The sequence below is a fragment of the Vibrio sp. R78045 genome (assembly GCF_042466085.1).
GTDB classification, from domain to species: Bacteria; Pseudomonadota; Gammaproteobacteria; order Enterobacterales; family Vibrionaceae; genus Vibrio; species Vibrio cyclitrophicus.
This window is the reverse complement of sequence record NZ_JAXHBS010000018.1, coordinates 1,230,339-1,256,891: the sequence shown is the minus strand read 5'-3', so window position 1 is coordinate 1,256,891 and position 26,553 is coordinate 1,230,339. Positions and strand designations below refer to the sequence as shown.

18 protein-coding genes, 3 tRNA genes and 3 rRNA genes are annotated in these 26,553 nt (G+C 43.5%); 15 read left to right on the top strand and 9 right to left on the bottom strand.

All coding sequences use genetic code 11. The features are described 5' to 3' along the window. The first annotated feature begins 580 nt into the window (after positions 1-580). The 8 genes from SJY39_RS27445 to SJY39_RS27410 all read left to right on the top strand — a co-directional run bounded on the left by SJY39_RS27445 (position 581) and on the right by SJY39_RS27410 (position 7,744). Positions 581-2,135, top strand: a 16S ribosomal RNA gene (locus SJY39_RS27445). A gap of 78 nt (positions 2,136-2,213) precedes the next feature. Next, positions 2,214-2,289: transfer RNA gene (locus tag SJY39_RS27440), tRNA-Ala, on the top strand. 411 nt (positions 2,290-2,700) lie between these two features. Then, positions 2,701-5,594 (top strand): 23S ribosomal RNA (locus tag SJY39_RS27435). A 99-nt stretch (positions 5,595-5,693) separates the two neighbouring features. After that, positions 5,694-5,809 (top strand): 5S ribosomal RNA (rrf, locus tag SJY39_RS27430). Together the 16S, 23S and 5S rRNA genes with 3 tRNA genes alongside form the textbook arrangement of a ribosomal RNA operon. Positions 5,810-5,876: 67 nt before the next feature. After that, positions 5,877-5,953, top strand: a tRNA-Asp gene (locus tag SJY39_RS27425). 35 nt (positions 5,954-5,988) lie between these two features. Continuing rightward, positions 5,989-6,065: transfer RNA gene (locus SJY39_RS27420), tRNA-Trp, on the top strand. Between the two features lie 256 nt (positions 6,066-6,321). Further along, complete coding sequence (gene mepA, locus SJY39_RS27415) at positions 6,322-7,161, top strand: penicillin-insensitive murein endopeptidase (protein WP_016796703.1); 840 nt, start codon at positions 6,322-6,324, stop codon at positions 7,159-7,161. Between the two features lie 274 nt (positions 7,162-7,435). Then, positions 7,436-7,744 (top strand): hypothetical protein, encoded by a 309-nt coding sequence (locus SJY39_RS27410; RefSeq protein ID WP_010440431.1) that lies wholly within the window; start codon positions 7,436-7,438, stop codon positions 7,742-7,744. 40 nt (positions 7,745-7,784) lie between these two features. Here SJY39_RS27410 and SJY39_RS27405 read toward each other — a convergent pair whose 3' ends face one another. From SJY39_RS27405 to rdgC, 3 genes are all read right to left on the bottom strand, one after another. After that, a complete protein-coding gene (locus SJY39_RS27405) occupies positions 7,785-8,039 on the bottom strand; it encodes a YfhL family 4Fe-4S dicluster ferredoxin (protein ID WP_004735061.1) in 255 nt (84 codons plus the stop codon). A gap of 34 nt (positions 8,040-8,073) precedes the next feature. Next, positions 8,074-9,492, bottom strand: coding sequence for a tRNA 5-hydroxyuridine modification protein YegQ (gene yegQ, locus SJY39_RS27400; RefSeq protein WP_010440433.1), 1,419 nt, complete (start codon positions 9,490-9,492; stop codon positions 8,074-8,076). A gap of 205 nt (positions 9,493-9,697) precedes the next feature. Then, a complete protein-coding gene (rdgC, locus tag SJY39_RS27395) occupies positions 9,698-10,612 on the bottom strand; it encodes a recombination-associated protein RdgC (protein ID WP_010440435.1) in 915 nt (304 codons plus the stop codon). 194 nt (positions 10,613-10,806) lie between these two features. Between rdgC and phoB the strand changes: the two genes are divergently transcribed. From phoB to SJY39_RS27380, 3 genes are read left to right on the top strand one after another with little or no spacing between them, the layout of a single operon-like run. Further along, complete coding sequence (phoB, locus tag SJY39_RS27390) at positions 10,807-11,496, top strand: phosphate regulon transcriptional regulator PhoB (RefSeq protein ID WP_004735064.1); 690 nt, start codon at positions 10,807-10,809, stop codon at positions 11,494-11,496. 33 nt (positions 11,497-11,529) lie between these two features. After that, a complete protein-coding gene (gene phoR, locus SJY39_RS27385) occupies positions 11,530-12,828 on the top strand; it encodes a phosphate regulon sensor histidine kinase PhoR (RefSeq protein ID WP_010440437.1) in 1,299 nt (432 codons plus the stop codon). Positions 12,829-12,845: 17 nt separating this feature from the next. Further along, a complete protein-coding gene (locus SJY39_RS27380; protein ID WP_010440438.1) occupies positions 12,846-13,802 on the top strand; it encodes a PstS family phosphate ABC transporter substrate-binding protein in 957 nt (318 codons plus the stop codon). Between the two features lie 74 nt (positions 13,803-13,876). On the opposite strand, the gene SJY39_RS27375 is transcribed toward SJY39_RS27380, so the two are convergent. Together SJY39_RS27375 and ppk1 are read right to left on the bottom strand one after the other, a co-directional pair. Beyond that, the gene (locus SJY39_RS27375; protein WP_016788428.1) at positions 13,877-15,388 is read right to left on the bottom strand and encodes an exopolyphosphatase; all 1,512 of its coding nucleotides are present in this window, start codon (positions 15,386-15,388) and stop codon (positions 13,877-13,879) included. Next, complete coding sequence (gene ppk1, locus SJY39_RS27370; protein WP_016796701.1) at positions 15,379-17,484, bottom strand: polyphosphate kinase 1; 2,106 nt, start codon at positions 17,482-17,484, stop codon at positions 15,379-15,381. Before ppk1 ends, SJY39_RS27375 begins: the two co-directional genes overlap by 10 nt. A 200-nt stretch (positions 17,485-17,684) precedes the next feature. On the opposite strand from ppk1, the gene SJY39_RS27365 reads away from it, so the two are divergent. The 4 genes from SJY39_RS27365 (at position 17,685) to phoU (ending at position 23,327) form a co-directional block, all read left to right on the top strand. Continuing rightward, positions 17,685-19,901 (top strand): ABC transporter permease subunit, encoded by a 2,217-nt coding sequence (locus SJY39_RS27365; protein ID WP_010440448.1) that lies wholly within the window; start codon positions 17,685-17,687, stop codon positions 19,899-19,901. 123 nt (positions 19,902-20,024) lie between these two features. After that, on the top strand, positions 20,025-21,734 hold the full coding sequence (gene pstA, locus SJY39_RS27360) for a phosphate ABC transporter permease PstA (protein ID WP_016796700.1): 1,710 nt from the start codon (positions 20,025-20,027) through the stop codon (positions 21,732-21,734). Further along, a complete protein-coding gene (gene pstB / locus SJY39_RS27355) occupies positions 21,735-22,553 on the top strand; it encodes a phosphate ABC transporter ATP-binding protein PstB (RefSeq protein WP_016796699.1) in 819 nt (272 codons plus the stop codon). 75 nt (positions 22,554-22,628) lie between these two features. Continuing rightward, positions 22,629-23,327, top strand: a complete 699-nt coding sequence (gene phoU / locus SJY39_RS27350) for a phosphate signaling complex protein PhoU (protein WP_009848270.1) — start codon at positions 22,629-22,631, stop codon at positions 23,325-23,327. A 9-nt stretch (positions 23,328-23,336) separates the two neighbouring features. Here the strand turns inward: phoU and SJY39_RS27345 are convergent, their stop codons facing one another. The 4 genes from SJY39_RS27345 to SJY39_RS27330 all read right to left on the bottom strand — a co-directional run bounded on the left by SJY39_RS27345 (position 23,337) and on the right by SJY39_RS27330 (position 26,506). Beyond that, entirely contained in the window at positions 23,337-23,828 is a 492-nt protein-coding gene (locus SJY39_RS27345) for a hypothetical protein (RefSeq protein WP_010440456.1), read from the bottom strand. Between the two features lie 221 nt (positions 23,829-24,049). Next, positions 24,050-24,607, bottom strand: a complete 558-nt coding sequence (locus SJY39_RS27340; RefSeq protein WP_010440457.1) for a porin family protein — start codon at positions 24,605-24,607, stop codon at positions 24,050-24,052. A gap of 126 nt (positions 24,608-24,733) precedes the next feature. Then, on the bottom strand, positions 24,734-25,663 hold the full coding sequence (locus tag SJY39_RS27335; protein WP_016767126.1) for a LysR family transcriptional regulator: 930 nt from the start codon (positions 25,661-25,663) through the stop codon (positions 24,734-24,736). 99 nt (positions 25,664-25,762) lie between these two features. After that, entirely contained in the window at positions 25,763-26,506 is a 744-nt protein-coding gene (locus SJY39_RS27330) for a copper homeostasis protein CutC (RefSeq protein ID WP_016789119.1), read from the bottom strand. Positions 26,507-26,553: the final 47 nt, after the last annotated feature.

Here is a 26,553-nt window from a genome sequence, read left to right as displayed (position 1 = left end):
GGTTTAATCGTACCTATTTTGAACGCTTTGTGTGAATAGTGTCCGAACGGTCGCTTGCGACGGTTTTTTTTCATTTTTGCCCTTGTGCAAAGGATTATTCTCTCTATAATGCGCCTCCGTTGCCAAGGATAACCAAGCGGTTTGAACTAAGTAACGAGACGCCATTAAGCATTTAAGATGCTTTGAAAAATTAGCGAGAAAAAGTGTTTGACACTGGAATCCAATTCGCTAGAATGGCCGTCCACTTCGAGAGGCTCCTTACTTAAAGGAACGCTTAAGAAGTAAAGCTCTTTAACAATTTAAACCTATCAATCTGTGTGGGCACTCGTTGATGAATATCAAAACGTTTTATCCTTTGGATAAAACAGTTACTTCGGTAACACAATGATTTCAATGAACTGAGTGACCAATACGTTTAACTACTTTCTCTTGTAGAAAGAAATTATTCGGCACAGTCAATTCATTATCTTTCTGTTGGAAAGATAATAGCTTTAGAATTACTTCTTACTTTCGAGTGAGAATGGATTTTGAAGTCAGTATTCGTTGAGTCACACCTATTAATTTAGGTAATCAAAACTTTAAATTGAAGAGTTTGATCATGGCTCAGATTGAACGCTGGCGGCAGGCCTAACACATGCAAGTCGAGCGGAAACGACACTAACAATCCTTCGGGTGCGTTAATGGGCGTCGAGCGGCGGACGGGTGAGTAATGCCTAGGAAATTGCCTTGATGTGGGGGATAACCATTGGAAACGATGGCTAATACCGCATGATGCCTACGGGCCAAAGAGGGGGACCTTCGGGCCTCTCGCGTCAAGATATGCCTAGGTGGGATTAGCTAGTTGGTGAGGTAATGGCTCACCAAGGCGACGATCCCTAGCTGGTCTGAGAGGATGATCAGCCACACTGGAACTGAGACACGGTCCAGACTCCTACGGGAGGCAGCAGTGGGGAATATTGCACAATGGGCGAAAGCCTGATGCAGCCATGCCGCGTGTATGAAGAAGGCCTTCGGGTTGTAAAGTACTTTCAGTTGTGAGGAAGGGTGTGTAGTTAATAGCTGCGCATCTTGACGTTAGCAACAGAAGAAGCACCGGCTAACTCCGTGCCAGCAGCCGCGGTAATACGGAGGGTGCGAGCGTTAATCGGAATTACTGGGCGTAAAGCGCATGCAGGTGGTTCATTAAGTCAGATGTGAAAGCCCGGGGCTCAACCTCGGAACTGCATTTGAAACTGGTGAACTAGAGTACTGTAGAGGGGGGTAGAATTTCAGGTGTAGCGGTGAAATGCGTAGAGATCTGAAGGAATACCAGTGGCGAAGGCGGCCCCCTGGACAGATACTGACACTCAGATGCGAAAGCGTGGGGAGCAAACAGGATTAGATACCCTGGTAGTCCACGCCGTAAACGATGTCTACTTGGAGGTTGTGGCCTTGAGCCGTGGCTTTCGGAGCTAACGCGTTAAGTAGACCGCCTGGGGAGTACGGTCGCAAGATTAAAACTCAAATGAATTGACGGGGGCCCGCACAAGCGGTGGAGCATGTGGTTTAATTCGATGCAACGCGAAGAACCTTACCTACTCTTGACATCCAGAGAAGCCAGCGGAGACGCAGGTGTGCCTTCGGGAACTCTGAGACAGGTGCTGCATGGCTGTCGTCAGCTCGTGTTGTGAAATGTTGGGTTAAGTCCCGCAACGAGCGCAACCCTTATCCTTGTTTGCCAGCGAGTCATGTCGGGAACTCCAGGGAGACTGCCGGTGATAAACCGGAGGAAGGTGGGGACGACGTCAAGTCATCATGGCCCTTACGAGTAGGGCTACACACGTGCTACAATGGCGCATACAGAGGGCAGCAAGCTAGCGATAGTGAGCGAATCCCAAAAAGTGCGTCGTAGTCCGGATTGGAGTCTGCAACTCGACTCCATGAAGTCGGAATCGCTAGTAATCGTGAATCAGAATGTCACGGTGAATACGTTCCCGGGCCTTGTACACACCGCCCGTCACACCATGGGAGTGGGCTGCAAAAGAAGTGGGTAGTTTAACCTTTCGGGGAGGACGCTCACCACTTTGTGGTTCATGACTGGGGTGAAGTCGTAACAAGGTAGCCCTAGGGGAACCTGGGGCTGGATCACCTCCTTATACGAAGATACTTACGATGAGTGTCCACACAGATTGATTAGGTTTAGAAAGTTTAAGAGTAGAAATACTTTTCCAGATGGGGCTATAGCTCAGCTGGGAGAGCGCCTCGCTGGCAGCGAGGAGGTCTGCGGTTCGATCCCGCATAGCTCCACCATCTTTAAGTGTTTTTCTTTGAAAATATTTAAAAATGGTTTTGAAAGTTTAATACTTTTAAAACTCTTGCTCTTTAACAATTTGGAAAGCTGACTGATTAGCTTAATTATTTTTACTTTTTTAAAAGTAAAACAAAACGGCCAAGGCTGTGATTAAGTTAATCAAATTTAAAAGTTCTCAACGTTTATCTGCTCTTATTTAATAAGAACGGTATAAACACAACAAACACATTCAAGTGTCTTGTATTCGAATGATCAGAAATGATTGTTCATTTTTTGATTCCACTTTTTATTAAAAAGTGGAAACAAAAAGTAAATTGAGTCCGGCAAACAGTTATCAAGAATTAACCCTTCTTGATGACAACCAAAAACCTTGGTTAGTTGCCATACGCTAAGACCCTTTCGGGTTGTATGGTTAAGTGACTAAGCGTACACGGTGGATGCCTTGGCAGTCAGAGGCGATGAAAGGCGTAATAACTTGCGATAAGCCCAGATTAGGTAGTAATAACCTTTTGAGTCTGGGATTCCTGAATGGGGAAACCCACTTACATAAGTAAGTATCCTGTTGTGAATACATAGCAACAGGAGGCAAACCGGGGGAACTGAAACATCTAAGTACCCCGAGGAAGAGAAATCAACCGAGATTCCGAAAGTAGCGGCGAGCGAAATTGGATTAGCCCTTAAGCTTTTAATGATGCAGGTGAAGAGTCTGGAAAGTCTCGCAATAAAGGGTGATAGCCCCGTAACCGACACATCATAATCAGTGAAAACGAGTAGGGCGGGACACGTGATATCCTGTCTGAATATGGGGGGACCATCCTCCAAGGCTAAATACTACTGACTGACCGATAGTGAACCAGTACCGTGAGGGAAAGGCGAAAAGAACCCCTGTGAGGGGAGTGAAATAGAACCTGAAACCGTGTACGTACAAGCAGTAGGAGCACCTTCGTGGTGTGACTGCGTACCTTTTGTATAATGGGTCAGCGACTTAATTTTAGTAGCAAGGTTAACCGTTTAGGGGAGCCGTAGGGAAACCGAGTCTTAACTGGGCGTACAGTTGCTAGGATTAGACCCGAAACCAGGTGATCTAGCCATGGGCAGGTTGAAGGTTGAGTAACATCAACTGGAGGACCGAACCGACTAATGTTGAAAAATTAGCGGATGACTTGTGGCTAGGGGTGAAAGGCCAATCAAACCTGGAGATAGCTGGTTCTCCCCGAAAGCTATTTAGGTAGCGCCTCGGACGAATACTACTGGGGGTAGAGCACTGTTAAGGCTAGGGGGTCATCCCGACTTACCAACCCTTTGCAAACTCCGAATACCAGTAAGTACTATCCGGGAGACACACGGCGGGTGCTAACGTCCGTCGTGGAGAGGGAAACAACCCAGACCGCCAGCTAAGGTCCCAAAGTATAGCTAAGTGGGAAACGATGTGGGAAGGCTCAGACAGCCAGGATGTTGGCTTAGAAGCAGCCATCATTTAAAGAAAGCGTAATAGCTCACTGGTCGAGTCGGCCTGCGCGGAAGATGTAACGGGGCTAAGCTATACACCGAAGCTGCGGCTACGTACCTTAGGGTATGTGGGGTAGGGGAGCGTTCTGTAAGCCGTTGAAGGTGGTCTGTAAGGGCTGCTGGAGGTATCAGAAGTGCGAATGCTGACATGAGTAACGATAAAGGGAGTGAAAAACTCCCTCGCCGGAAGACCAAGGGTTCCTGTCCAACGTTAATCGGGGCAGGGTAAGTCGACTCCTAAGGCGAGGCCGAAAGGCGTAGTCGATGGGAAACAGGTTAATATTCCTGTACTTCTTACAATTGCGATGGGGGGACGGAGAAGGCTAGGTGGGCCTGGCGACGGTTGTCCAGGTTCAAGTATGTAGGCGGGTGGTTTAGGTAAATCCGGACCGCTACTAACGCTGAGATACGATGTCGAGCTACTACGGTAGTGAAGTCATTGATGCCATGCTTCCAGGAAAAGCCTCTAAGCTTCAGATTGTAAGGAATCGTACCCCAAACCGACACAGGTGGTCGGGTAGAGAATACCAAGGCGCTTGAGAGAACTCGGGTGAAGGAACTAGGCAAAATGGTACCGTAACTTCGGGAGAAGGTACGCTCTTATCAGTGAAGTCCCTTGCGGATGGAGCAGACGAGAGTCGCAGATACCAGGTGGCTGCAACTGTTTATTAAAAACACAGCACTGTGCAAAATCGTAAGATGACGTATACGGTGTGACGCCTGCCCGGTGCCGGAAGGTTAATTGATGGGGTTAGACTTCGGTCGAAGCTCTTGATCGAAGCCCCGGTAAACGGCGGCCGTAACTATAACGGTCCTAAGGTAGCGAAATTCCTTGTCGGGTAAGTTCCGACCTGCACGAATGGCGTAATGATGGCCACGCTGTCTCCACCCGAGACTCAGTGAAATTGAAATCGCTGTGAAGATGCAGTGTACCCGCGGCTAGACGGAAAGACCCCGTGAACCTTTACTACAGCTTGGCACTGAACATTGAACCTACATGTGTAGGATAGGTGGGAGACTATGAAATTGCGTCGCTAGATGTGATGGAGTCGTCCTTGAAATACCACCCTTGTAGTTTTGATGTTCTAACGTTGGCCCCTGAATCGGGGTTACGGACAGTGCCTGGTGGGTAGTTTGACTGGGGCGGTCTCCTCCCAAAGAGTAACGGAGGAGCACGAAGGTGGGCTAAACACGGTTGGACATCGTGTGGTTAGTGCAATGGCATAAGCCCGCTTGACTGCGAGAATGACAATTCGAGCAGGTGCGAAAGCAGGTCATAGTGATCCGGTGGTTCTGAATGGAAGGGCCATCGCTCAACGGATAAAAGGTACTCCGGGGATAACAGGCTGATACCGCCCAAGAGTTCATATCGACGGCGGTGTTTGGCACCTCGATGTCGGCTCATCACATCCTGGGGCTGAAGTCGGTCCCAAGGGTATGGCTGTTCGCCATTTAAAGTGGTACGCGAGCTGGGTTTAGAACGTCGTGAGACAGTTCGGTCCCTATCTGCCGTGGGCGTTGGAAAATTGAAAGGGGCTGCTCCTAGTACGAGAGGACCGGAGTGGACGAACCTCTGGTGTTCGGGTTGTCATGCCAATGGCATTGCCCGGTAGCTAAGTTCGGAATCGATAACCGCTGAAAGCATCTAAGCGGGAAGCGAGCCTTGAGATGAGTTTTCCCTGGCACTATAAGTGTCCTAAAGGGTTGTCGTAGACTACGACGTTGATAGGCAGGGTGTGTAAGTGCTGCGAGGCATTGAGCTAACCTGTACTAATTGCCCGTGAGGCTTAACCATACAACACCCAAGGGGTTTTGTGGACTCAATAGAAAGACAGACCTTGAATGCGTTTGAAGAGAAATACTTTTAAATCAGTTTTCCGAATTTTAAAATTTGCTTGGCGACCATAGCATTGTGGACCCACCTGATTCCATGCCGAACTCAGAAGTGAAACACAATAGCGCCGATGGTAGTGTGGGGCTTCCCCATGTGAGAGTAGGACATCGCCAGGCTTTAAATTAAATCTTTAGGTTGACCAACCTGGAGATATGGACGCTCACTTAGTGAGTTGACCACTGCGGAGTGGTAGTTCAGTTGGTTAGAATACCGGCCTGTCACGCCGGGGGTCGCGGGTTCGAGTCCCGTCCACTCCGCCACTTATTCAGAGTTTCAGCTCTTTAAAACTGAAAATAGGGGTGTAGCTCCAATTGGCAGAGCAGCGGATTCCAAATCCGCGTGTTGGGAGTTCGAATCTCTCCACCCCTGCCATATTTAAGGCTCTAGCAGAAATGCTAGAGCCTTTTTGCTTTCTGGAGCTTGATAAATTATAGAAAGTAACTTGGTCTAAATAGCTCATTACGCTTCAAAATTCATCTATACCGAGATTTTTCTGTTTTCTCTTTTCCTACTTTATAGCTTTAACCCGTCTCATTCACTGGCTAGCACCAAAAATTTAAATACGATATGCACCTAATCCTAAATGACGACTAATATAATGAGTAAGCGTCAGTAATTTAGGATTATTATGAGGTTTTTTTTCGCACTGTTTGTATTCTTTTGTTCCTTTTCTTTATCAGCAACTTCGTGGGAGAAAGAGAGTCACCCTACTAATAACTCACCCTCATCAATTGGAAGTTATGCTAATGGCTGTCTAGATGGTGCGCAGGCTTTGCCTATTAATGGTTTGGGATATCAGATCATTCGTCCTCAAAGAGGGCGCTATTATGGCCATATAGAAGCTATAAGGTTTATTGAAAGGTTAGGTGGAACGACCAGCGAGAAACTCAATACTAATTTATTGGTCGGTGATATTTCACTTCCTAGAGGAGGGCGCTTTTCTTCGGGTCATTCAAGTCACCAAACTGGATTAGATATTGATATCTGGTTAAGGTTGACGAATAAAAGGCTATCTGAGAATGAACTTGCTGTCCCCAAGCCAATGAGTGTCGTGGATCTCACCAACTACAAGTTGCGTGAGTCGAATTGGACTGATGAGCATTTTCAGGTGATTCGCTATGCAGCTAGAGATGAAAAAGTAGTGCGTATATTTGTCCATCCAGTTATTAAACAAATCCTGTGTAACCGAGAGTCCTCAGATATGAAAGACAGAGCTTGGTTGGGGAAAATTAGGCCTTGGTGGGGGCACCATTCACATTTTCATGTACGCTTAAAGTGCCCCGAAGGTAGTTCGAACTGTATCGCGCAAGCAAACCCTCCAAAAGGTGATGGCTGTGGAGATGAACTTGCAAGTTGGGCTCCGAAAAATATTCCAGTCTCCCCCCCGAAAAAAGTCGCTAAGACTACTAAAAAGAAAAAAATAAAAGTGATGCCTAGTCAGTGTTTAGCTTTGATATCCAAGAAGTAATTTTAGTTACTAGGCTCAACTAGAGTGGTAATGCCATTGGTTTTCTCATTTCTAAAACTGGAGAAATGTCACACTTTTGTCTAGAGTTTATAAACACAAGATTAAGAACATCGTTTGATATTAATAAGAACAATAATGAGAATAGTACGAGTAGTTACGAATTTGATAACGTTTGGTCAGGAATGGAGTGTTTTTGGGGTGAAAGATGCGGCTTATGTGCAGTATGCGAAATCAGAGTCTGATGCCCGTCGATAGATAATTCAAGGATAAGACTATGACTATGATTTGTGCAAAGGAATTTTCAGAATGGTTAAGACATAGATTCAGTACAGAAAATTCAGGTATTTCTATTTCAAGAGATGACATTAATCACCTGACTGGTAGACAACGCTTAGACCCGAGTTTTGTTAATGATGTCCATTATGAGTTGATGCAGTATGGAATGGCATTTGTGACAGATACCAGTAGGGAAAATTTCTATCTTATTCCTATCGCGCAATCGATAAATTGGCGAGAGAGACTTGAATATCAATTTGAAAAGGAGCTCTTTTGCAATATTTATCCAATCGGAAAATCAGGTTAAAAAAAAGGTTCAGCTTATAATAAGTTGAACCTTTTCTTTATTAGGTCAAGCCTTGAATAATGACAAACTTTTCTAGCAGCTCGTCATCAGTTTCAATATGGTTTGGGTCAGTGATGATGCATTTTGTAATGGGGCACACTGACTGACATGTTGGCTTCTCATAGTGACCTTTACACTCAGTACATAAATCAGGATCGATCTCAAAGATACTGTCGCCCATAGTGATTGCACCATTTGGGCATTCAGGATCACACATATCACAGTTTATGCACTTGTCGGTAATTAACAGAGCCATATATTATTCTCAGCAAAAGTTTCTCAAGTAAAGGTTATTTACCTGATGCGTTACGTGTATCTTGACCTGCGCTTAAGTTACGCATCAGTAAGCCGTACTCTAAATCCAAATCTGCTGGTACAGGGATAAATACAAAGTGACCGTTACCTTTTGCATCGTCTACTGCTTCAGATTTACGGTTTTCCATAACTTCTAGTTTGAAAACAATGTTACCTTTCGGTGTCATCATTTCTAGGCTGTCACCAACTAGGAATTTGTTTTTCACTTCTACTTCAGCGAGGTCGCCACGGCGTTTACCTGTGAATTCACCAACAAACTGTTGAGTATCAGAGATAGAGTAACCGTATTCGTAGTTTTGGTATGAATCGTGAGTGTGACGACGAAGGAAGCCTTCAGTGTAACCACGGTGAGCTAGGCTCTCTAGTGTACCCATTAAGCTTTCGTCGAATGGTTTGCCTGCTACAGCATCGTCGATAGCTTTACGGTAAACCTGGGCTGTACGTGCACAGTAGTAGAAAGACTTAGTACGGCCTTCGATTTTTAGAGAGTGAACTCCCATCTTAGTTAGGCGCTCAACGTGTTGGATTGCGCGAAGGTCTTTCGAGTTCATGATGTAAGTACCATGCTCATCTTCAAACGCCGCCATTTTCTCTTCAGGTTTGTGTGATTCAGAAAGTAAAACGACTTCATCAGTTGGCTTACCAAGGCCTAGTGTGTTGTCAGGGCGCTCGTCTTGAACTTCAATACCTTGAGTTTCGACTTCTTGAATAGCAACGCCTGTAGGGTTAGCTTCAACGATCTGACCGTTTTCGTCTTCTTTTGCTGCTTCTGTCTTGTATTCCCAACGACAAGCGTTAGTACAAGTACCTTGGTTTGGATCGCGTTTGTTCATGTAGCCAGAAAGTAGGCAACGACCAGAGTAAGCCATGCATAGTGCACCGTGAACAAAGATCTCTAGTTCTGTTTCTGGACAGTGTTCGCGAATCTCTTCGATCTCTTCAAGTGAAAGCTCACGAGATAGGATCACACGCTCAACGCCTTGAGTTGACCAGAACTTAACGGTCGCCCAGTTTACGGCATTTGCTTGAACTGAAAGGTGGATCGGCATTTCAGGGAATGATTCACGTACCATCATGATAAGACCTGGATCTGACATGATAAGAGCGTCTGGGCCCATCTCAACAACTGGCTTAAGGTCGCGAATGAATGTTTTTAATTTAGAGTTGTGTGGCTGAATGTTACATACAACATATAACTTTTTGCCTTGAGCATGAGCTTCATCGATACCGATTTGTAGGTTTTCGTGATTGAACTCGTTGTTACGAACACGAAGGCTGTAACGTGGCTGGCCAGCGTAAACTGCATCTGCGCCGTAGGCGAATGCGTAACGCATGTTTTTAAGGCTTCCTGCCGGTGATAATAGTTCAGGTACAAATGGTTTTTGTGTAGTCATTGCTTCGTTCTCTAATCTGATCTCAAGTCAGGTTGATACCACCAAGTGATATCAAAGGGGCGCAAATTTTACGCTAAAATGAGTTTGGTTGATAGCCCTAAAGATAACAATGGTATTGCGAAGAGTGTTGTTAGGTGTTGATAAGCGGGGTGGAGAAGAAAACAAGCTCAGATATCGTCGACACCTGAGCTCTAAATCGAAACAATTAAGCGTTAGGTTGAGTTAACCCGCCTAATGATTCAAATAGGTTTGGAAGGAAAACACTGAACTCACCACAAAGTAGAGAGAAGTCTGCATCAAAACGTGCAGCTTGATCTTCACGAGGAATATCGTCGTTCTCATCTTTTAGTTCATCACTGAATTTCAGGCGCTTGATGCTGCCATCTTCAGCAAGGATGAACTCAATGCGATCTTGCCAGTTGATAAGAAGCTTAGTCACAACTTTGTTGGCTTCAATGTGGTTTTTAATCTCATCCGTTTCTAGTTCTTGTTTCTTAACTCGGACAATACCGCCGTCTTCTTGGATTGATTTTAGTTCAGCTTCATCAAGCATGGTGATTCCTTTAGGCGTATCACCTGATTTCACCCACTCTGTCAGAGTCGTTTCAATCGCTTGCTCTGGAATAGCTGGCACTACTGGTAGGCTACCCATAGTTTTACGTAGTAATGCCAATACGTCTTCAGCTTTTTTGTAGCTGCTAGCATCAACCACAATAAAGCCTTCTTTCGGCATGATCAGCGCGTAAGTGAAGTTACTGCGGCTGAAAGCTCGAGGAAGAAGGTCGATGATGATGTCTTCTTTTAGGCTATCTTTCTCTTTCTTTTTCAGAGGAGTACCAGACTCCGCTTCAAGTGTTTCTACTTTTGCATTTAATGAATCTTTGATCACAGAAGCAGGAAGCATTTTTTCTTCTTTCTTTGCACAGATTAGAATGCGGTTTTCTGATACGTGCGTCATCATATCGCCGTGTCTACCCATCGCATTTACCCAACCAAACTTCTGTTTGTCTTGGCTACCACAAGGGGTAAAACGGAACTCTTCAAGTTGTTTCTCTAGCTGATCTGCATTGAAATCAATATCACGGTTGAAGCGATAGACTAGGCAATTTTTAAACCACATAAATTTTTCTCATACCTTTTTAGAAGTGCCTCATGATATGAGATCTAAGTTGATTTGTCCCTAGCTCTGTATCAAAAGTTATAAAGTGAATTGTTTGAGACAGTTATATGAAAATTTGTTTTCAAAGGTCACAAAAGTGTCATAATTAACTCAGATAATGCAATGCGTTGATTAAATACAAAGGCTATTCAATTATGTCGAGAAGGATTCTGGTCGTTGAAGATGAAGCACCTATTCGTGAGATGCTGTGTTTTGTCCTTGAACAAAAAGGCTACCAAGCAGTAGAGGCTGAAGATTACGATACAGCGGTAAACAAGCTATGTGAACCTTTCCCAGATCTAGTATTACTAGATTGGATGCTACCTGGCGGTAGTGGGATAAACTTTATCAAGCACATGAAGCGTGAAGAGTTAACTCGCAACATCCCAGTAGTGATGCTGACGGCTCGTGGTGAAGAAGAAGACAAGGTTCGTGGATTAGAAGTCGGCGCTGATGATTACATCACTAAGCCATTTTCGCCAAAAGAGTTAGTGGCGCGTCTTAAAGCCGTTATTCGTCGTGTAACGCCAACTGCACTGGAAGATGTGATTGATGTTCAAGGTCTTAAGTTAGACCCTGTATCTCACCGCGTTACCGCAAGCGAAGGTCCGGTTGATATGGGACCTACAGAGTTCAAAATGCTGCACTTCTTTATGACTCACCAAGAGCGTGTGTATAGCCGAGAGCAACTATTGAATAATGTTTGGGGCACCAACGTTTACGTTGAAGATCGTACTGTTGATGTACATATTCGACGCCTGCGTAAAGCACTTGAATCCGCAGGTCACGATAAGCTAATCCAAACGGTTCGCGGCGCGGGCTACCGTTTTTCTACAAAGGCTTAGTGTGGCTTCGCTACCCAGTTTACGGAGTCCTGAATGGTTGAAAAGTTAACCTGGAAAAAGCTGGCTTGGGAGCTGGCTTTTTTTTACGCACCTTGGATTTTAGTCGGATGGATATTCGGTTACTTACCATGGTTACTGCTGGCTGCTACGGTATTGCAGCTCGGCTGGCATCTACACAATCAAATGCGTTTGTCCGCATGGTTGTGGGATGAGAAGCGTCTAACGCCACCATCAGGTTCTGGAAATTGGGAGTCTCTGTTCAATGGTATATATCGTATGCAGCAGAGGCAGCGTCGCAAACGCAAAGAGTTGACTAACCTAATTCGCCGTTTCAGAAACGGTGCGGAATCTCTGCCCGATGCCGTTGTGGTATTTCGCGGTGAAGGCAATATCGTTTGGTGTAATAAGCTCGCTCAGTATTTACTGGGCTTTCGCTGGCCAGACGATTCAGGGCAACCTATTTCCAACTTAATCCGCACGCCGGACTTCATCAAGTACCTTAATAAACAAGATTTCTCAGAGCCGTTAGAAATGCCATCGCCACTCAATGTGGAACGTATGCTTGAGCTGCGTATCGTGCCTTACACTGAAGGTGAGCACTTGATGGTAGTACGTGATGTTACTCAGCTAAAACAGCTGGAAGGCATGCGTCGTAACTTCTTTGCTAACGTTTCCCACGAACTGCGTACTCCAATGACTGTACTTCAGGGCTATCTTGAAATGACGGAAGATCCAGACATGATCGTTGGACCTATGTGGCCTAAAGCCCATGGCGTGATGACTGAACAACTGAATCGCATGAACAGTCTAGTGAACCAGCTCTTAACACTGTCAAAAATTGAAGCTGCTCCGATGCATGAGTTGGATGAAGTCGTCAATGTACCGGCTATGTTGGAAGTGCTTGAAAAAGAAGCCGCAAGTCTAAGTGGCGATCGGGAGCACAAGCTAGAATTTGATATTGATAAGAGTTTACGAGTTCTAGCTGATGAAGATCAGCTAAGAAGTGCTATATCGAATCTTGTGTACAACGCAGTCAAATACACACCGCCAGGCGCTACAGTTAAGGTTCGTTGGTATCAAACTAGCCAAGGCGCATGTTTGGACGTATCAGACACCGGAGACGGAATCGAGCCACAGCACCTTCATCGACTCACAGAGCGTTTTTATCGTGTTGATAAAGCCCGCTCACGCGATACGGGTGGTAGTGGGCTTGGGTTAGCGATTGTAAAGCATGCACTTAGTCATCATGACTCGCATTTAGAAATTCAAAGTGAAGTTGGTGTTGGTAGCCGATTCCATTTCACGCTTCCAAATAGACTAACCGTGTCATGAACAATTTGATACGCAGGATGCGTTTACCCATTAGTACATTATTAGCGTTTGCTGTGGTTAATCCTAGCTATGCTGAACAGAGCGTTGAGTCGCTTCCTAATTATTCTAAGGTACCAGGTATTTCTGGGAGCTTATTATCGGTAGGCTCGGATACTTTGGCTGGTATGACAACGTTATGGGTTGAAGAATTTAAATCTTACTATCCGAATGTTAACGCTCAGGTCCAAGCTTCAGGTTCTGCAACGGCACCTCCTGCTCTAACGGAAGGCACGGCTCACCTTGGTCCTATGAGTCGACCAATGCGCCTAAGAGAAGTAGAAGCATTCGAAAGAGAGCATGGCTATAAGCCAACAGCGCTTCGAGTTGCTATCGATGCTATTGGTTTGTTTGTACACCGTGATAATCCAATTGAAGGGCTAAATTTTCACCAGATAGACGCCATTTTTTCTGAGACATTACGCTGTGGTGCGACGAAACCTCTGAACAATTGGCAAGATCTAGGCGTAGACCAACCTTGGGCAAAACATCGATTCCAACTGTTTGGGCGTAATTCCGTTTCGGGAACCTACGGCTATTTCAAGCAAAACGCATTGTGCGGTGGTGACTTTAAGAATCGAGTCAATGAACAACCAGGTTCTGCTTCAGTGGTTCAATCTGTCGCATCATCCGTCAGTGGGATAGGTTATTCAGGCATTGGTTATCGAGTCGCTGGCGTTAAATTAATTCCGATTGCAGAGCAAGGTTCGCAATTTGTTGAGCCTACTCGTGTCAATATTTTAAGCGGTGACTATCCATTGTCTCGCTTTTTATATGTATACGTGAACAAGCATCCCGATAAGCCGCTTTCTCCTGTTGAGAGAGAGTTTCTTACTTTTATATTCTCAAAGCAGGGGCAAGAGCTTGTAGAAAAAGATGGTTACTTAGCGATACCGTCTGAGTTTGCAGAGAAAGAGTTGGCAAAAGTCGGGCTCTGATTAAGGCGACTGGACGTAGAAAAAACGTATGAACAGCTTGCGAAGTCGCAGGCTGTTTTTGTGTTGAAGCTCTATCATTTAAGTATCAATGACCATCCTGCACACCCCCAGCGTTTTTGTTCTTCTCTGAGTTCATAATTAAGCAGTTGATTTTCAGCTAACCAGTTGCTGCAGGTGCCTTTTAATTCCCAATCTCCATGTAGTTCAATCGTTAGGGTGACGTCAGGGACTAGTGCTTGACTTCGCTGTCGATTGAGTAAAATTGCGAGTCTTAATATGCGGATTAGCAGCGTTATTTGTTGTGGATCAAACAGGGAAAGTTCCGGTAAATCTTGTGGCTTGAGTGCTTTTCTTTGGTAACGAACCAATGTTGAGATCAGGCGTTGCTGCTCGGTATTGAAACCGGGCATTGTCGTATGTTTGAGTAGATAAGCTGAATGGCGGTGATAGCCTTGAAATGCAATGCTTTGTCCAACCTCATGAAGCAATGCTGTCCAACCAACCAGATCATATAGCTCATTAGTGACTGTAGTAGTCACTTGAGGCTGCACTTGTTTCAATAATGCAAGAGCGAGTACTTTGACTTTCTGGCCATGGGCTACGTCAACATGGTATCGAGAGACTAGCGTTTCGGCAGTTCTTGTTCGAACATCAATATCTTTAAATCTATCCTCCATGTCATAAAGAACGCCTTCTCTCAGGGCACCATCAGAAAAATGTAACTCCTTGATGTCTAGTGTATCCATGGCTGCTGAAAGAATGGTGACACCAGCTGCAAACACTGACTTTCTCTCATCATTTAGACCTGATAGGTCTAATTTCTCAGATGATGGAAATTCACATAAGTGGTTTTTTAAATAGGACAAACGTTGCGGCGTAATGAGGCCGTCGTTAAACCCTAATTCAGTGAGTACCTCTTTGATTGATTTAGTAGTACCCGATGAACCAAAGGCGATATCCCAAGTTAAAAAGTGGAAGTCATCAACCAAAGGAGTTAATAGTTGAATAGCTGCAGAATAGGCTTCGGAGAACTGTTGCGATGAGAGCTTACCATCAGCAAAAAAACGCTGAGTGAAACTGACACACCCCATTGATAAGCTATGCGTAATCTTGGGTGTAAAGCCTTGCCCCGCAACTATTTCGGTACTTCCTCCTCCGATATCAATCACGAGCTTAGTGTTGGAGGTTACTTGTGTATGCTCGACACCATTATAGATAATCCGAGCTTCTTCTGGGCCTGAAATTATTTCTATAGGAAAGGGGAATATGGTCTTCGCTCGTTCCAAAAATTCTTTTGAGTTCTTCGCTTTTCTTAGCGTGTGTGTGCCAACCACTCTGACATCATCAATTTTAAAGTCAGTGAGCCTTTCGGCAAAGAGTGTCAGGCATGCCAAGCCTCTTTCGATAGAACTTTCGGTTATACATTGATGCTCATTGAATCCGTCGGCTAATTTGACTTTTTGCTTATGTCGACTAACCAATTGTAGGTGTTGTTCAAAAACTTGAGCGACCACCATATGGAAGCTGTTCGAACCTAAATCGATAGCTGCGATACATCTGGGGCGTTTACTTTCGATTAACTGCATGATTTGTTCTCTTGCTTGTATTTCTTACGAGCCAGTTTCTCAATATGTTTAATATAGTGGTAAGTCGCAAGCTGTGACGTTGAATCATCTAAGCGGTTAGATTGTGGTGCTAAGTAATGGTTGCTCATTGTTCGGTCAAGTCTTCGGGCTTTGTTGCAGTCGTCAAAATGAAACTCAGTGATGTCGATAATAGTTTGCTTGATCTTTGGATCTAAAATTGGCGTCGCCACTTCGATTCTACGGTCAAAATTTCTCGTCATCCAATCAGCAGAAGATATATAGACTTTGGGATTATCATTATTACCAAAGATCATTACTCTTGGGTGTTCAAGAAAACGGTCTATCACGCTAATGATCTCTATATTGTCACTGACGTTGGGGAGCCCTGGAACCAAAGAACACATACCACGAATGATCATTCTCACTTTTACGTTTGCCTGACTGGCTTGATACAGTTTTTCGATGATCTCACGGTCGACTAAGTTGTTTAATTTCAGAGTGATCGATGCTGGTTTGTCATTTGCCGCATTCTGAATTTCATTGTCGATCAACTGATAAAGACGCTTTCTGGTATTTTTGGGTGAAACAATAAGCTGCTTAAATTGTACTTTTTGATAAGGGTTTTCAATGTATCTGAATACTTGCCGAACCTCTTGCGTTAACTCCTCATTTGCAGTCAGTAAAGAGAAGTCAGTATAGACGCGAGCCGTCACTTCGTGAAAATTGCCCGTTCCAATATGAGCATAATGTTCCAGCGCTTTGCCGTTTTTTCTTTTAATGAGCAGTAGCTTGGAGTGAATTTTTAAACTTGGTAGGCCATGGAGTACTTTGACACCAGCGTCTTGAAGAGTCTTCGCCCATTGAATATTGGCTTGTTCATCAAAGCGGGCTTGCAGCTCAACCACGACCGTCACTTTCTTACCATTATGTGCAGCATCAATAATGGAGTTAAGCAGCTTTGAGCCTTTAGCTACACGATAGACATTGATCTTTATAGCCTTTACCTTCGGGTCAAATGAGGCTTGTCTAACCAGTTCCGTGATGTGGTCAAAGGTGTGATAGGGATAATGTAATAAGATATCGCGTGCTTTGATAGCTTCAAAATAGTTAGGGTAATGGTTGAATTGAGCGCATTTAATTGCTGAGAGGGGGCGATTAATTAAGTCGTGTCGATTGAGGCTTGGGAACTCAGAAAAGTGTTTGAAGTTATGATATCGCCCACCTGCAATGACGCTGTCATAATCTGATAGCTTGAGCTTTAGTCGCAAATAACTCAGCATCTTTGATGGCATTTCAGATTCATAAATGAGGCGAATTGGCAGTGCTGTGAGACGCTGTTCTAAGCCTAATGACATTGCCTCTAGTAGGCCGTTGCTTTTCTGAAAATCGTAGTCTTTTTGCAGATCGTAATCGGCATCGCGAGTCATTTTAATGGCAAAGCAGCTCAACGAATCATAATCAAAGAACCCTTTTAGCAGGTCGTCTAAACAGAATCGAACTATATTATCTAATAAGATCAAAGTTGTACGTTGTGAATCTGAAGTCTCTGGAAGTTTGACAAAACGAGGGAGTTGTTCAGATGGGATCTCTAGTAAGGCATATTGAGAAGATCTATTACGGTTGATGTCGATGGCTAAATAGCTCTGATCATCTTTTAGGGTGTTGAGCAACAAGCTATCTTCGTTTAGCAATAAAGGGGTTAAGTGCGGGAGTATTTTCTTTCTAAAATATTTTCTAACCCATTCACTTTGTTCTGTGCTGATTTGCTGTTCGTTGACCAAAAAAATACGGTTACGTGCTAATTCCAATAATAAATCATTATAAAGTTCATGGAAGTGAACCTCTAGATCTCTGGTTTTGTTCTGCATTTGGGTCAGCAAGGTTTTGGGAACATTTGTTGACGGTGGATCTTTTAACAAGATCTTACGTTTTACATCAGCAAATCGGACTTTGTAGAACTCATCGAGATTTTTGGAGTAAATGCCCAAAAAACGGACCCTTTCGATCAATGGAACCGATTTATCTGCCGCTTCTTGCAGTACTCTTTCATTGAAAGATAACCAGCTAAGTTCTTTTGTGACATAGTCTTTTTCCATCGTTATGATTAGTCCTAGAATGCAGGTTATTGAGGCGGTATTTTAATTTAGAACAATAAGATTCACAAAATGCACGATCTTATTTTAAGAAATAAGGTGAACAAACTTGTTATTAGTATCAGTTGTTTAACGTTACTTGTAATATAACTGTCATCTAAGGTACATATTATGTCAGTAGCTAAAAAAAGGTAGATAAACAGATGGCTTCAGCCCAATTTTCATTGAAAGAACGCGACAAAAAAAGATGGTTGAAAGATCGTCTCGTCCGTTTTTCCGTGACATGTGGCGGCGTCAGTGTTTTAGCTGCTTTGGTTTTGATCTTTGTTTACTTGGCGATGGTTATTTTACCCGTATTTTCTGATACCGGTTTAGAGACGGCTCAAGTCGTTAAAACCGTTGGTGTAGAAGAGCCTATCGCTTTATCTGTTGATGAATATGGCCAACATGCATTTACCATCGAAAAATCTGGTTTGGTACAATTTTGGGATTTAGACTCTCAAAAAAAACACTCTTACTTTGAGCGTAGTGTTGTAACCAATCCAATAGCTTTTTCTCGAAATACCCCTTCTGAAAATTGGTTTGCCTTTGCGGATGGCGCAAGCAACATGACTTTTTTCTACCCAGAGTATAGTGCGCCTGTGCTGCAAAAGGGCACAGAGACAGAGCCAAAAATAGAACAGATCACGCTCCCTGAGCCTTTTTTACACGATGAACCTGCAAATGGTGCTGTGATCGAACAATTCGCGTTTTCTAAAAGTGGACGTGATATCACCGTTATTGCTCAGTTAACAGATCAGCGAGTCCTTGTTAAGTGGTACCAGAGTGATCTTGCAGGTGCATATACTTTTAAAAAAAGCCAATGGCTATCGGACAAGCTAGGTTTACAGCAACAGCTGCTCATTACCCCTGATGGGCAAACTCTATACCTAAGATCTCAATCTGATCTCGTGATATTAAAGCGATCGGACGTTGGTTTTGATGTTCGCGAAGTCATTGATCTTAGTTTGAATGATGCGAAGCACGCCGTTAAAAGCATCGATTTATTATCGGGTGCTTACTCCCTGTTAGTAACGCATCAGGACGGACAAGTTTCCCAATGGTTTGATGTGCTGAAAGATGAACAGCGTAGTCTGACTCACATCCGCGATTTCCAACTGGCTGAAGAAGTGCAATTTATTTTGCCGGATACTTACCGAAAGGGTTTCTACAGCTTCTATAAGAATGGCACATTACAAAGCCATTATACGACCAGCGAGAAGCTCTCTCTATTTGAACGAGCATTTGATAAATCACCTACATTAGCAGCCATGTCTGCTAATGAATTACATCTGGCAACGCTAATTGACAACAAAATAAGCGTGGCTAAGGTCGACAATGAATACCCACAAATTTCGTTTTCATCGCTGTGGCAAAAAGTTTGGTATGAAAGCTATCCAGAGCCTCAATATGTTTGGCAATCAACGTCTGCCAATGATGATTTTGAAGAGAAGTTCAGTTTAGTCCCTATCACTTTCGGTACCATCAAGGCGGCTCTGTTTGCCATGATGTTTGCAGTACCGGTTGCTGTACTCGGGGCTATTTATACCGCTTACTTTATGTCTCCACGGATGAGAAGAGTAGTGAAGCCTTCGATTGAACTGATGGAAGCTTTACCGACAGTTATCATTGGCTTTTTAGCTGGCTTATGGTTTGCCCCAATCGTTGAAACCCATTTAACGGCTGTATTTTCATTAATGGTGTTGCTGCCATTAAGTACGCTATTGACTGGGCTAGCTTGGTTCTGTTTACCTAAGGTGGTGACGAGTCGCTTCTCTAATGGCTGGCATGCGCTGATTTTGATACCCGTTTTGATTGTCACTGTGGTTGCGGTATTTGCTGGTGGCAGCAGCATTGAAGCTTTGTTGTTTGATGGTGATATTCGAACTTTCCTGGCTAGTTATGGCGTCGATTTTGATCAACGTAACGCGTTGGTCGTTGGTTTTGCTATGGGCTTTGCGGTCATTCCTACGATTTTCACCATTGCAGAAGATGCTATTTTCTCAGTACCTAAGCACCTGTCAGATGGATCATTAGCTTTAGGCGCAACAGCGTGGCAGACCCTGATTTACGTCGTATTACTCACGGCCAGCCCCGGTATTTTTTCAGCAATTATGATGGGGCTAGGGCGTGCTGTCGGTGAAACGATGATCGTTTTGATGGCAACAGGTAATACACCGATCCTCGATTGGAATATTTTGGAAGGGATGAGGACGTTATCGGCAACGATCGCTGTCGAATTGCCAGAATCTGAAGTGGGCGGGTCTCATTTCCGCTTGTTGTTCTTAGCTGCACTCCTGCTGTTTATTTTTACGTTCGCGGTGAACTCAGTTGCTGAGTGGGTAAGACAAAGATTGAGAGATAAATATCGTGCTCTGTAGTTTTGATGTTTTGTCTCATTGCGTGCTTGAATCTCGTTGTTTCACTAAGGACACTGAGCGTTGTGCTATTCATGAAAACGATGACAGTTTTGTTTATGTGGACAGCGTTCGAGGTTGGTGGTGATGGATAAGCTAAAATCATTAATATCTTGGATTAAATCTGGCTCTCCATGGATCTGGTTAACCGGCGGTGCAGTGAGTATTAGTATGCTTTCTGTTCTTGGTTTAATGTTATTGATTGGCTGGAAAGGGTTAACTTATTTTTGGCCGACCCCGCTGTACCAATGGCAAGTTGAGTCTAAAGATCTATCTTTGGTTGTCGACCTTGATGAAACGGTGTCAAAGCAAGATGTGCTAATTGGTCAGTTGTATGAACGAAAATACATTCCGATAGAACAGGTACCACAAGCTCATGATCTTTTATCGCCACAAAACATTTCTACTGGGTTAATACAGCGCTTAAATATCAAAGTCGCAAACAGAGAACTTTACCCTGCTGATTTTGTATCAATACTGGATGTGAATTTACTAGAGCCAACCACCCCCTCTGAATGGGCTGTGATTGAACGCAGTCGTGGTGGGTATTTCTTTGGTAAACCCGTTGGCTTTAAAACGGCTTCTGGAACCTTTTACTCGAACATTGACCAAAAGCTTGAAGACGGTTTGGCGTTTGCCGATACATTGCGTGAAGAAACGTCACGTGTTGTAAATCAAGAGATACGTAACGTTAGTTGGCAATTAGAAAATTTACGTTTAGAAAAGCGTAAGCTAGAGCTAAATGAGTCAGTGAGTGATGACTATCTTAAAACATATACAGAAACCAAACTTGAATTAAACCGTCAATTAGATGAAGCCGAATTAAAGCTGGAGCATCTCAGAACGCAATTGAATGTGGAAAGTTTGCTGGTGGAAGATATGACAGGCGAAAAGGTAGAAATACCGCTCAGTCATATACTGGATTACTGGTATCCCAATAAAATGTCTTATCCTGAAAAGGTCGGGCATTGGGGTAAGCAAGTTTGGAAATTCTTATCTGAAAATCCGCGAGACTCCAATTCTGAAGGCGGGGTTTTTCCTGCTATTTTTGGTACTGTGTTGCTTGTAATACTGATGTCGATCGTAGTGATGCCTTTAGGCGTTGTTGCGGCTATTTACCTACATGAGTACGCAAAAAGTAACGCATTGACTCGTTTAATTCGTATTGCCGTGATCAATTTGGCGGGTGTTCCATCGATCGTATATGGTGTTTTTGGTTTAGGCTTTTTTGTTTATACCATTGGCGGATCAATCGATAGCTTATTTTATGCAGAGCGTTTACCTGCTCCAACATTTGGGACTCCTGGACTGCTTTGGTCTGCACTGACTTTAGCGGTATTGACGCTTCCGGTTGTTATTGTGACAACAGAAGAAGGTTTGACGCGAATTCCTAGCTCTGTAAGACATGGCTCTTTAGCGCTTGGTGCAACTCAATTTGAGACGCTATGGCGTATTGTGTTACCGATGGCAAGCCCTGCGATTATTACGGGGTTAATATTAGCGATTGCTAGAGCTGCGGGAGAAGTTGCCCCATTGATGTTAGTAGGGGTTGTTAAACTCGCATCAAGTTTGCCTGTTGATAGTCAGTTCCCTTACATACACTTAGATAGAAAGTTCATGCATTTAGGCTTTCATATCTACGATGTTGGTTTTCAGACTTCGAATATCGAAGCGGCACGACCTTTAGTGTATGCGACTTCATTTTTATTGGTTACGGTTATCGTTGGACTGAATTTAACAGCCATCAATATCCGTAATAACTTGCGTGAAAAATACCGAACCTTAGGACAAGATTAAATGTTCTCGATTAATGAAACCTTGGGTTACCAAGCACCACTTGATGTTCACAACCTAAAGGATGAGCAAATTGCTATCTCGATTGAAGGGCTGAATCTTTATTATAAAGAGAGCCAAGCACTCGATGATATCTCAATGCAGATTCCTAAAGGACAAGTGACCGCATTTATCGGCCCATCTGGGTGTGGTAAGTCGACCCTATTACGCTGTATTAATCGTATGAACGATTTGGTTGAGGGGTGTAAGGTTTCAGGGAAAGTAAAACTTCATGGTAAGAATGTCTATCACCCTAAGGTTGATGTGGCTACATTGAGACGTCGTGTTGGAATGGTTTTTCAACGCCCAAACCCTTTCCCTAAGTCTATTTATGAGAATGTGGTTTACGGTTTGAGACTACAAGGCATGAGTAACAGTCGAGATCTCGATGATGCTGTTGAACGTTCTTTGCGCGCAGCTGCGCTATGGGACGAAGTGAAAGACCGATTGCATGAGAATGCCTTTGGTTTATCTGGCGGTCAACAGCAGCGTTTGGTCATTGCCCGTGCAGTGGCGATTGAACCAGAAGTTCTGTTGTTAGATGAACCGACATCAGCATTGGATCCTATCTCTACGTTGACCATTGAAGAGTTGATTAACGATCTGAAAACCCAGTATACCGTAGTGATTGTTACTCATAACATGCAGCAGGCTGCTCGTGTTAGTGATCACACTGCCTTTATCCATATGGGAAAATTGATCGAGTACTCAGATACGGATTCAATCTTTACGTCTCCATTGAAAAATCAAACAGAAGACTACATAACAGGTAGGTATGGCTAACGTTTAATCGGAGCCACTCAGAGCTAAGCCACTCTTATATCAATGGCTTGTTTCATTTCTTTTCAAGGAGCTGATATGCATTTCGGTCGTCATATTTCAGGGCAATTCAACGTAGAACTAGAGTCTATCCGTACTCATGTACTTACCATGGGCGGGTTGGTGGAGCAGCAACTTTCGTTTGCGATGCAAGCTCTCCATAAAGATGACGTGGAACTGGCCAAAAAAGTGATTCGTGACGATCACAAAGTGAATGCAATGGAAGTATCTATTGATGAGGCTTGCACTCGTATTATCGCCAAACGTCAGCCTACAGCGAAAGATCTACGTTTGATTATGGCGATCATCAAAACAATTACTGATCTCGAAAGAATTGGTGATGTTGCTTCTAAGATCGCTCAAGGCGCGATAGAGATTCCATCGACCAAAGAACAAAAGTTCCACGTATCGCTAGAGCCACTTTGTAGACAAGCGATCACTATGCTACATCAAGTCTTGGACGCATTTGCTCGAATGGATGTTGATGCTGCGGCTGAGGTTCATAAGCTTGATGACAAATTGGATGCTGAATACGAAGCGGTGATTCGTCAGTTAATGACTTATATGATGGAAGACCCTAAGAATATCCCCAACATCCTACAAGTGATGTGGTCAGCCCGCGCGATTGAGCGAGTGGGGGATCGTTGCCAAAATATATGTGAATACATTATTTATTTTGTGAAGGGTAAAGATGTACGTCACCTTGGCGATCAAAGCCTAGATGACGCGCTCAAATAGAACTTATCTTCAGAACCTAACGATGGCACCTAGGTTGAGGTTGATGGTCGTATCGTAAGGCACAAAGGTCTTATTATGATCAAAAATATTCATATCAAAACCAGCGCGTAGCCCAAGCACTGGTGTTGCTTGGTAAACGTAGGCACCGCCTAGACTTAAACCATGCGCTGTCTTCTCTTCTATTTCAGTTGAACGTGTTTTCGCACCGTCATAACTGGCCATTCCGATCTCAGCTTGAAAACCGTGAATTTGATTTCGCCCAAACATATTTTGAATACCAATACGGTAAGCATCCACTGTTTCATCATAGCGACTGCTGTCATACCAAAGGTGGGAGTAGCTTAAGTACAGTGCCCCCGAGTTTGCCACATCAGTAATACCCGCCTGGATCCCAAAACCATGATAAGCGCCGATTTTTACTTCAGGAGATAGGTGAAGGCCGTTTGAAAATGCAGATGTTGAAAATAAAGCGGAAGTGAGAAGGAGTGTTTTTAATTTCATGGTACCACCGAGGTAAATTTAGCTCTCCTTAGCATTATGTCGCTCCATGTGTAAAACCAGTGAAGCAATTGAATAACACTCATATTGTAATATTTTAGAAAGAGTAGGCTAATTCGTATTGGTTATATCGGTGATAATGCCTACTTATTGGTACGCATGATTACTTTGCTCACAACCCAAACAGATTGTGAACAAAGTGTTTAATTGATGGAAAGCTATTCTTAGAACTTGTATCCGACAGTGAAAGATAACTGATCGATGTCATAGTCATCCATCATGATGAAGTTGAAGCGTAGGTCGGTATAAAGACCGAAATCAAAATTTGCTCTAACTCCGGTGCCTAGCAATAGAGAAGTATTGTTGTCTTTGATACTCGCACTACCGTCAGGCGTATTTAACGTGATCTTTTCCTCTACACGAGCAAAACCAATAGCACCGTATGGCTTTACATCAAAGCCATTGAGGAAGAATGCATAGCCGATGTCTGTGTCTATTTTGAAGGTTGAAACTTTAGTCTCATATCCATAGCCTTCAAAATTTTCATCTTCTTTACTCGTATCTGATGAGATATTCACACCAAAGATTCGGTTAATGTCATAACCATATTCGAGCTTTAACCCATTACCTAAATCGCTTCGAGAGAAATTTGAATCTAGATGATCGACTTCACTAGAAACAATACCGAAACCAATACGATGTCCAGAATAGTCTTTCTGAGCATAAGCTGATGAAGCAGAAGTGATTGCGATAACGGTTAGTGCTGTAGTTAGTAATTTCATATAAATAACGCTCTTAATGTTTAATTATTGCATCCTTATATTTGATTGACTCCCTGTCGATGGAGTGAATATTAAACAGTGTTATATTTTTAAGCTAAATAGGTTCTCGTATATCTGTAATAAGCATTACTTATTAATTTGTTGTAGTAGCGCATCTTTGATTACATCGAAAAGCCAGGATATGAGAGGGTTATTGCGGTTTTTAGTGTGTATGTGGCTGTAAACGCTGATATTTTTGTGTTTAGTGTCAAGATCTACATCTATAGCTCGCAGCGTTGGGTAGTTATCTATGGGGAATAGGTTGGAATGTGGCATGTACATATCTGAGTTCGCCACGACATCGATGATAGCCATCAAAATCTCGGAACGAAAGCCAATACTGTGTGGAATTGAACGTGACTCTAATATGTTGGCTGCATGGCTAAAATTGTCGTTCCAGCCAGGAGATATCATTGATGCTATTTCATAACCTGCTAACTCTTCGGGACTGACTGAAGCTTGCTTTATCGGATGATCCTTTCTTACAAATAATCGGCCGGTAATTTCCACCAGTTTTTTTACATAAATCTCTTTTGATGTAAAAGGAAGCTCGTAAGCAACGCCTAATAGAACCTCTCCTTTCTGTATATCTTCACAAGATGAGGTAGACCAACTTACAAGCTCGAGTTTTGAATTTGGTGCTTGTCTCATAAGCTCTTTATATAAGGTACCGGATAAACAAGCTAGTACTACAGGTGATAACGCTATCTTTAAGGGGTAGTCAATTTCACTTGGATTAAATCGATTGGATGCATTCACAGCGGTCATTAGGCCATCAAAGTGTGGTGTTATTTCATTGATGAGTTGCTCACTGAATGAGGTAGGTTGCAGGCCACCATGAACCTTTACGAAGAGGTCATCATTGAAGTGATATCTTAGCTTCTGTAGGGCTTGGCTGACTGCTGGCTGTGAAACAAAGAGTCGCTCCGCAGCCTTTCTGGTGTTTTTTTCTTGATAAACAATGAGGAATGTTCGTAACAGGTTTAAATCAAGAGTACTGAATAAGTCTTTAGCCATATCTATCCATGAAAATTTTCGGCACTATTAAATCTAATATACGTCAGTTAGTTAGATTAGTCGCGAGGTTCTCTTAGATTTGTGTTAGTGATTATTGCCCTAAACAATGAGGGCTTCTCTTACATCGGATATCTTATTAGCGTCGGTCACTGGGATCTGATAATCATCAATATCATCACTGCCCATTTGAGCACTTGAGTTGTTTTCCATTAGGCTTGGTCTTGTTGATTTTCCTGAAAGGTGAAGAGCTGGCACTTGGGTATTGCTTTGAATAATCTTAGCATTTGTTGCGTTGACGCCAGCCCCAGCCATGATATCGATTCTGCTATCGGCTTGTTTGACCATTGCTGCCAATACATCGATGCCTTGCTCTGCATTAACAGCAAGCCCTGACGTTAGGATTCTTTCGCATCCAAGTGTAATGATTTGTTCTAATGCTACTTGGTAGTCAGAACTTTGATCAATGGCTCTGTGGAACGTAATTCCAAGCTTTAATGAGTGCGCTTTGTCAGCCAGTTGCTGCATTTTTGGCATATCAATACTTCCATTAGGCTCTAACACGCCAAGTACGACCCCATTTACCCCGGCACTTGCACAAGCTTCAATATCTTCAAGCATACAGAGCATGTCGTCATCATCGAAAATGAAGTCGCCTTGTCTTGGCCGTATCATGGCATATACTGGAACTGACGAAACTTTTGCTGCTTGCTTCATCATTCCGAAGCTTGGAGTTAACCCGCCAAGTGACAAGGAAGAGCAAAGCTCAATTCGATTCGCACCGCCAGATAGTGCGTTATGTAGAGATTCTAAGTTATCGATACAGACTTCAATTTCGGTGTTCATCAGATTTATTCGTTCAAAAAGTTATTGATGAAATAATAGCAATCTAG

Excerpts from the sequence above, each read along its gene's own strand:
- phoR (WP_010440437.1), top strand. The coding sequence starts at position 11,530 with ATGGTTGAAAAGTTAACCTGGAAAAAGCTGGCTTGGGAGCTGGCTTTT.
- yegQ (WP_010440433.1), bottom strand. The coding sequence starts at position 9,492 with ATGACTACACAAAAACCATTTGTACCTGAACTATTATCACCGGCAGGA.
- SJY39_RS27340 (WP_010440457.1), bottom strand. The coding sequence starts at position 24,607 with ATGAAATTACTAACTACAGCACTAACCGTTATCGCAATCACTTCTGCT.
- ppk1 (WP_016796701.1), bottom strand. The coding sequence starts at position 17,484 with ATGGAAAAAGACTATGTCACAAAAGAACTTAGCTGGTTATCTTTCAAT.
- rdgC (WP_010440435.1), bottom strand. The coding sequence starts at position 10,612 with ATGTGGTTTAAAAATTGCCTAGTCTATCGCTTCAACCGTGATATTGAT.
- pstA (WP_016796700.1), top strand. The coding sequence starts at position 20,025 with ATGGATAAGCTAAAATCATTAATATCTTGGATTAAATCTGGCTCTCCA.
- SJY39_RS27345 (WP_010440456.1), bottom strand. The coding sequence starts at position 23,828 with ATGAAATTAAAAACACTCCTTCTCACTTCCGCTTTATTTTCAACATCT.
- SJY39_RS27380 (WP_010440438.1), top strand. The coding sequence starts at position 12,846 with ATGCGTTTACCCATTAGTACATTATTAGCGTTTGCTGTGGTTAATCCT.
- phoB (WP_004735064.1), top strand. The coding sequence starts at position 10,807 with ATGTCGAGAAGGATTCTGGTCGTTGAAGATGAAGCACCTATTCGTGAG.
- SJY39_RS27365 (WP_010440448.1), top strand. The coding sequence starts at position 17,685 with ATGGCTTCAGCCCAATTTTCATTGAAAGAACGCGACAAAAAAAGATGG.
- SJY39_RS27405 (WP_004735061.1), bottom strand. The coding sequence starts at position 8,039 with ATGGCTCTGTTAATTACCGACAAGTGCATAAACTGTGATATGTGTGAT.
- SJY39_RS27410 (WP_010440431.1), top strand. The coding sequence starts at position 7,436 with ATGACTATGATTTGTGCAAAGGAATTTTCAGAATGGTTAAGACATAGA.
- SJY39_RS27330 (WP_016789119.1), bottom strand. The coding sequence starts at position 26,506 with ATGAACACCGAAATTGAAGTCTGTATCGATAACTTAGAATCTCTACAT.
- SJY39_RS27335 (WP_016767126.1), bottom strand. The coding sequence starts at position 25,663 with ATGGCTAAAGACTTATTCAGTACTCTTGATTTAAACCTGTTACGAACA.
- pstB (WP_016796699.1), top strand. The coding sequence starts at position 21,735 with ATGTTCTCGATTAATGAAACCTTGGGTTACCAAGCACCACTTGATGTT.
- SJY39_RS27375 (WP_016788428.1), bottom strand. The coding sequence starts at position 15,388 with ATGCAGTTAATCGAAAGTAAACGCCCCAGATGTATCGCAGCTATCGAT.
- phoU (WP_009848270.1), top strand. The coding sequence starts at position 22,629 with ATGCATTTCGGTCGTCATATTTCAGGGCAATTCAACGTAGAACTAGAG.
- mepA (WP_016796703.1), top strand. The coding sequence starts at position 6,322 with ATGAGGTTTTTTTTCGCACTGTTTGTATTCTTTTGTTCCTTTTCTTTA.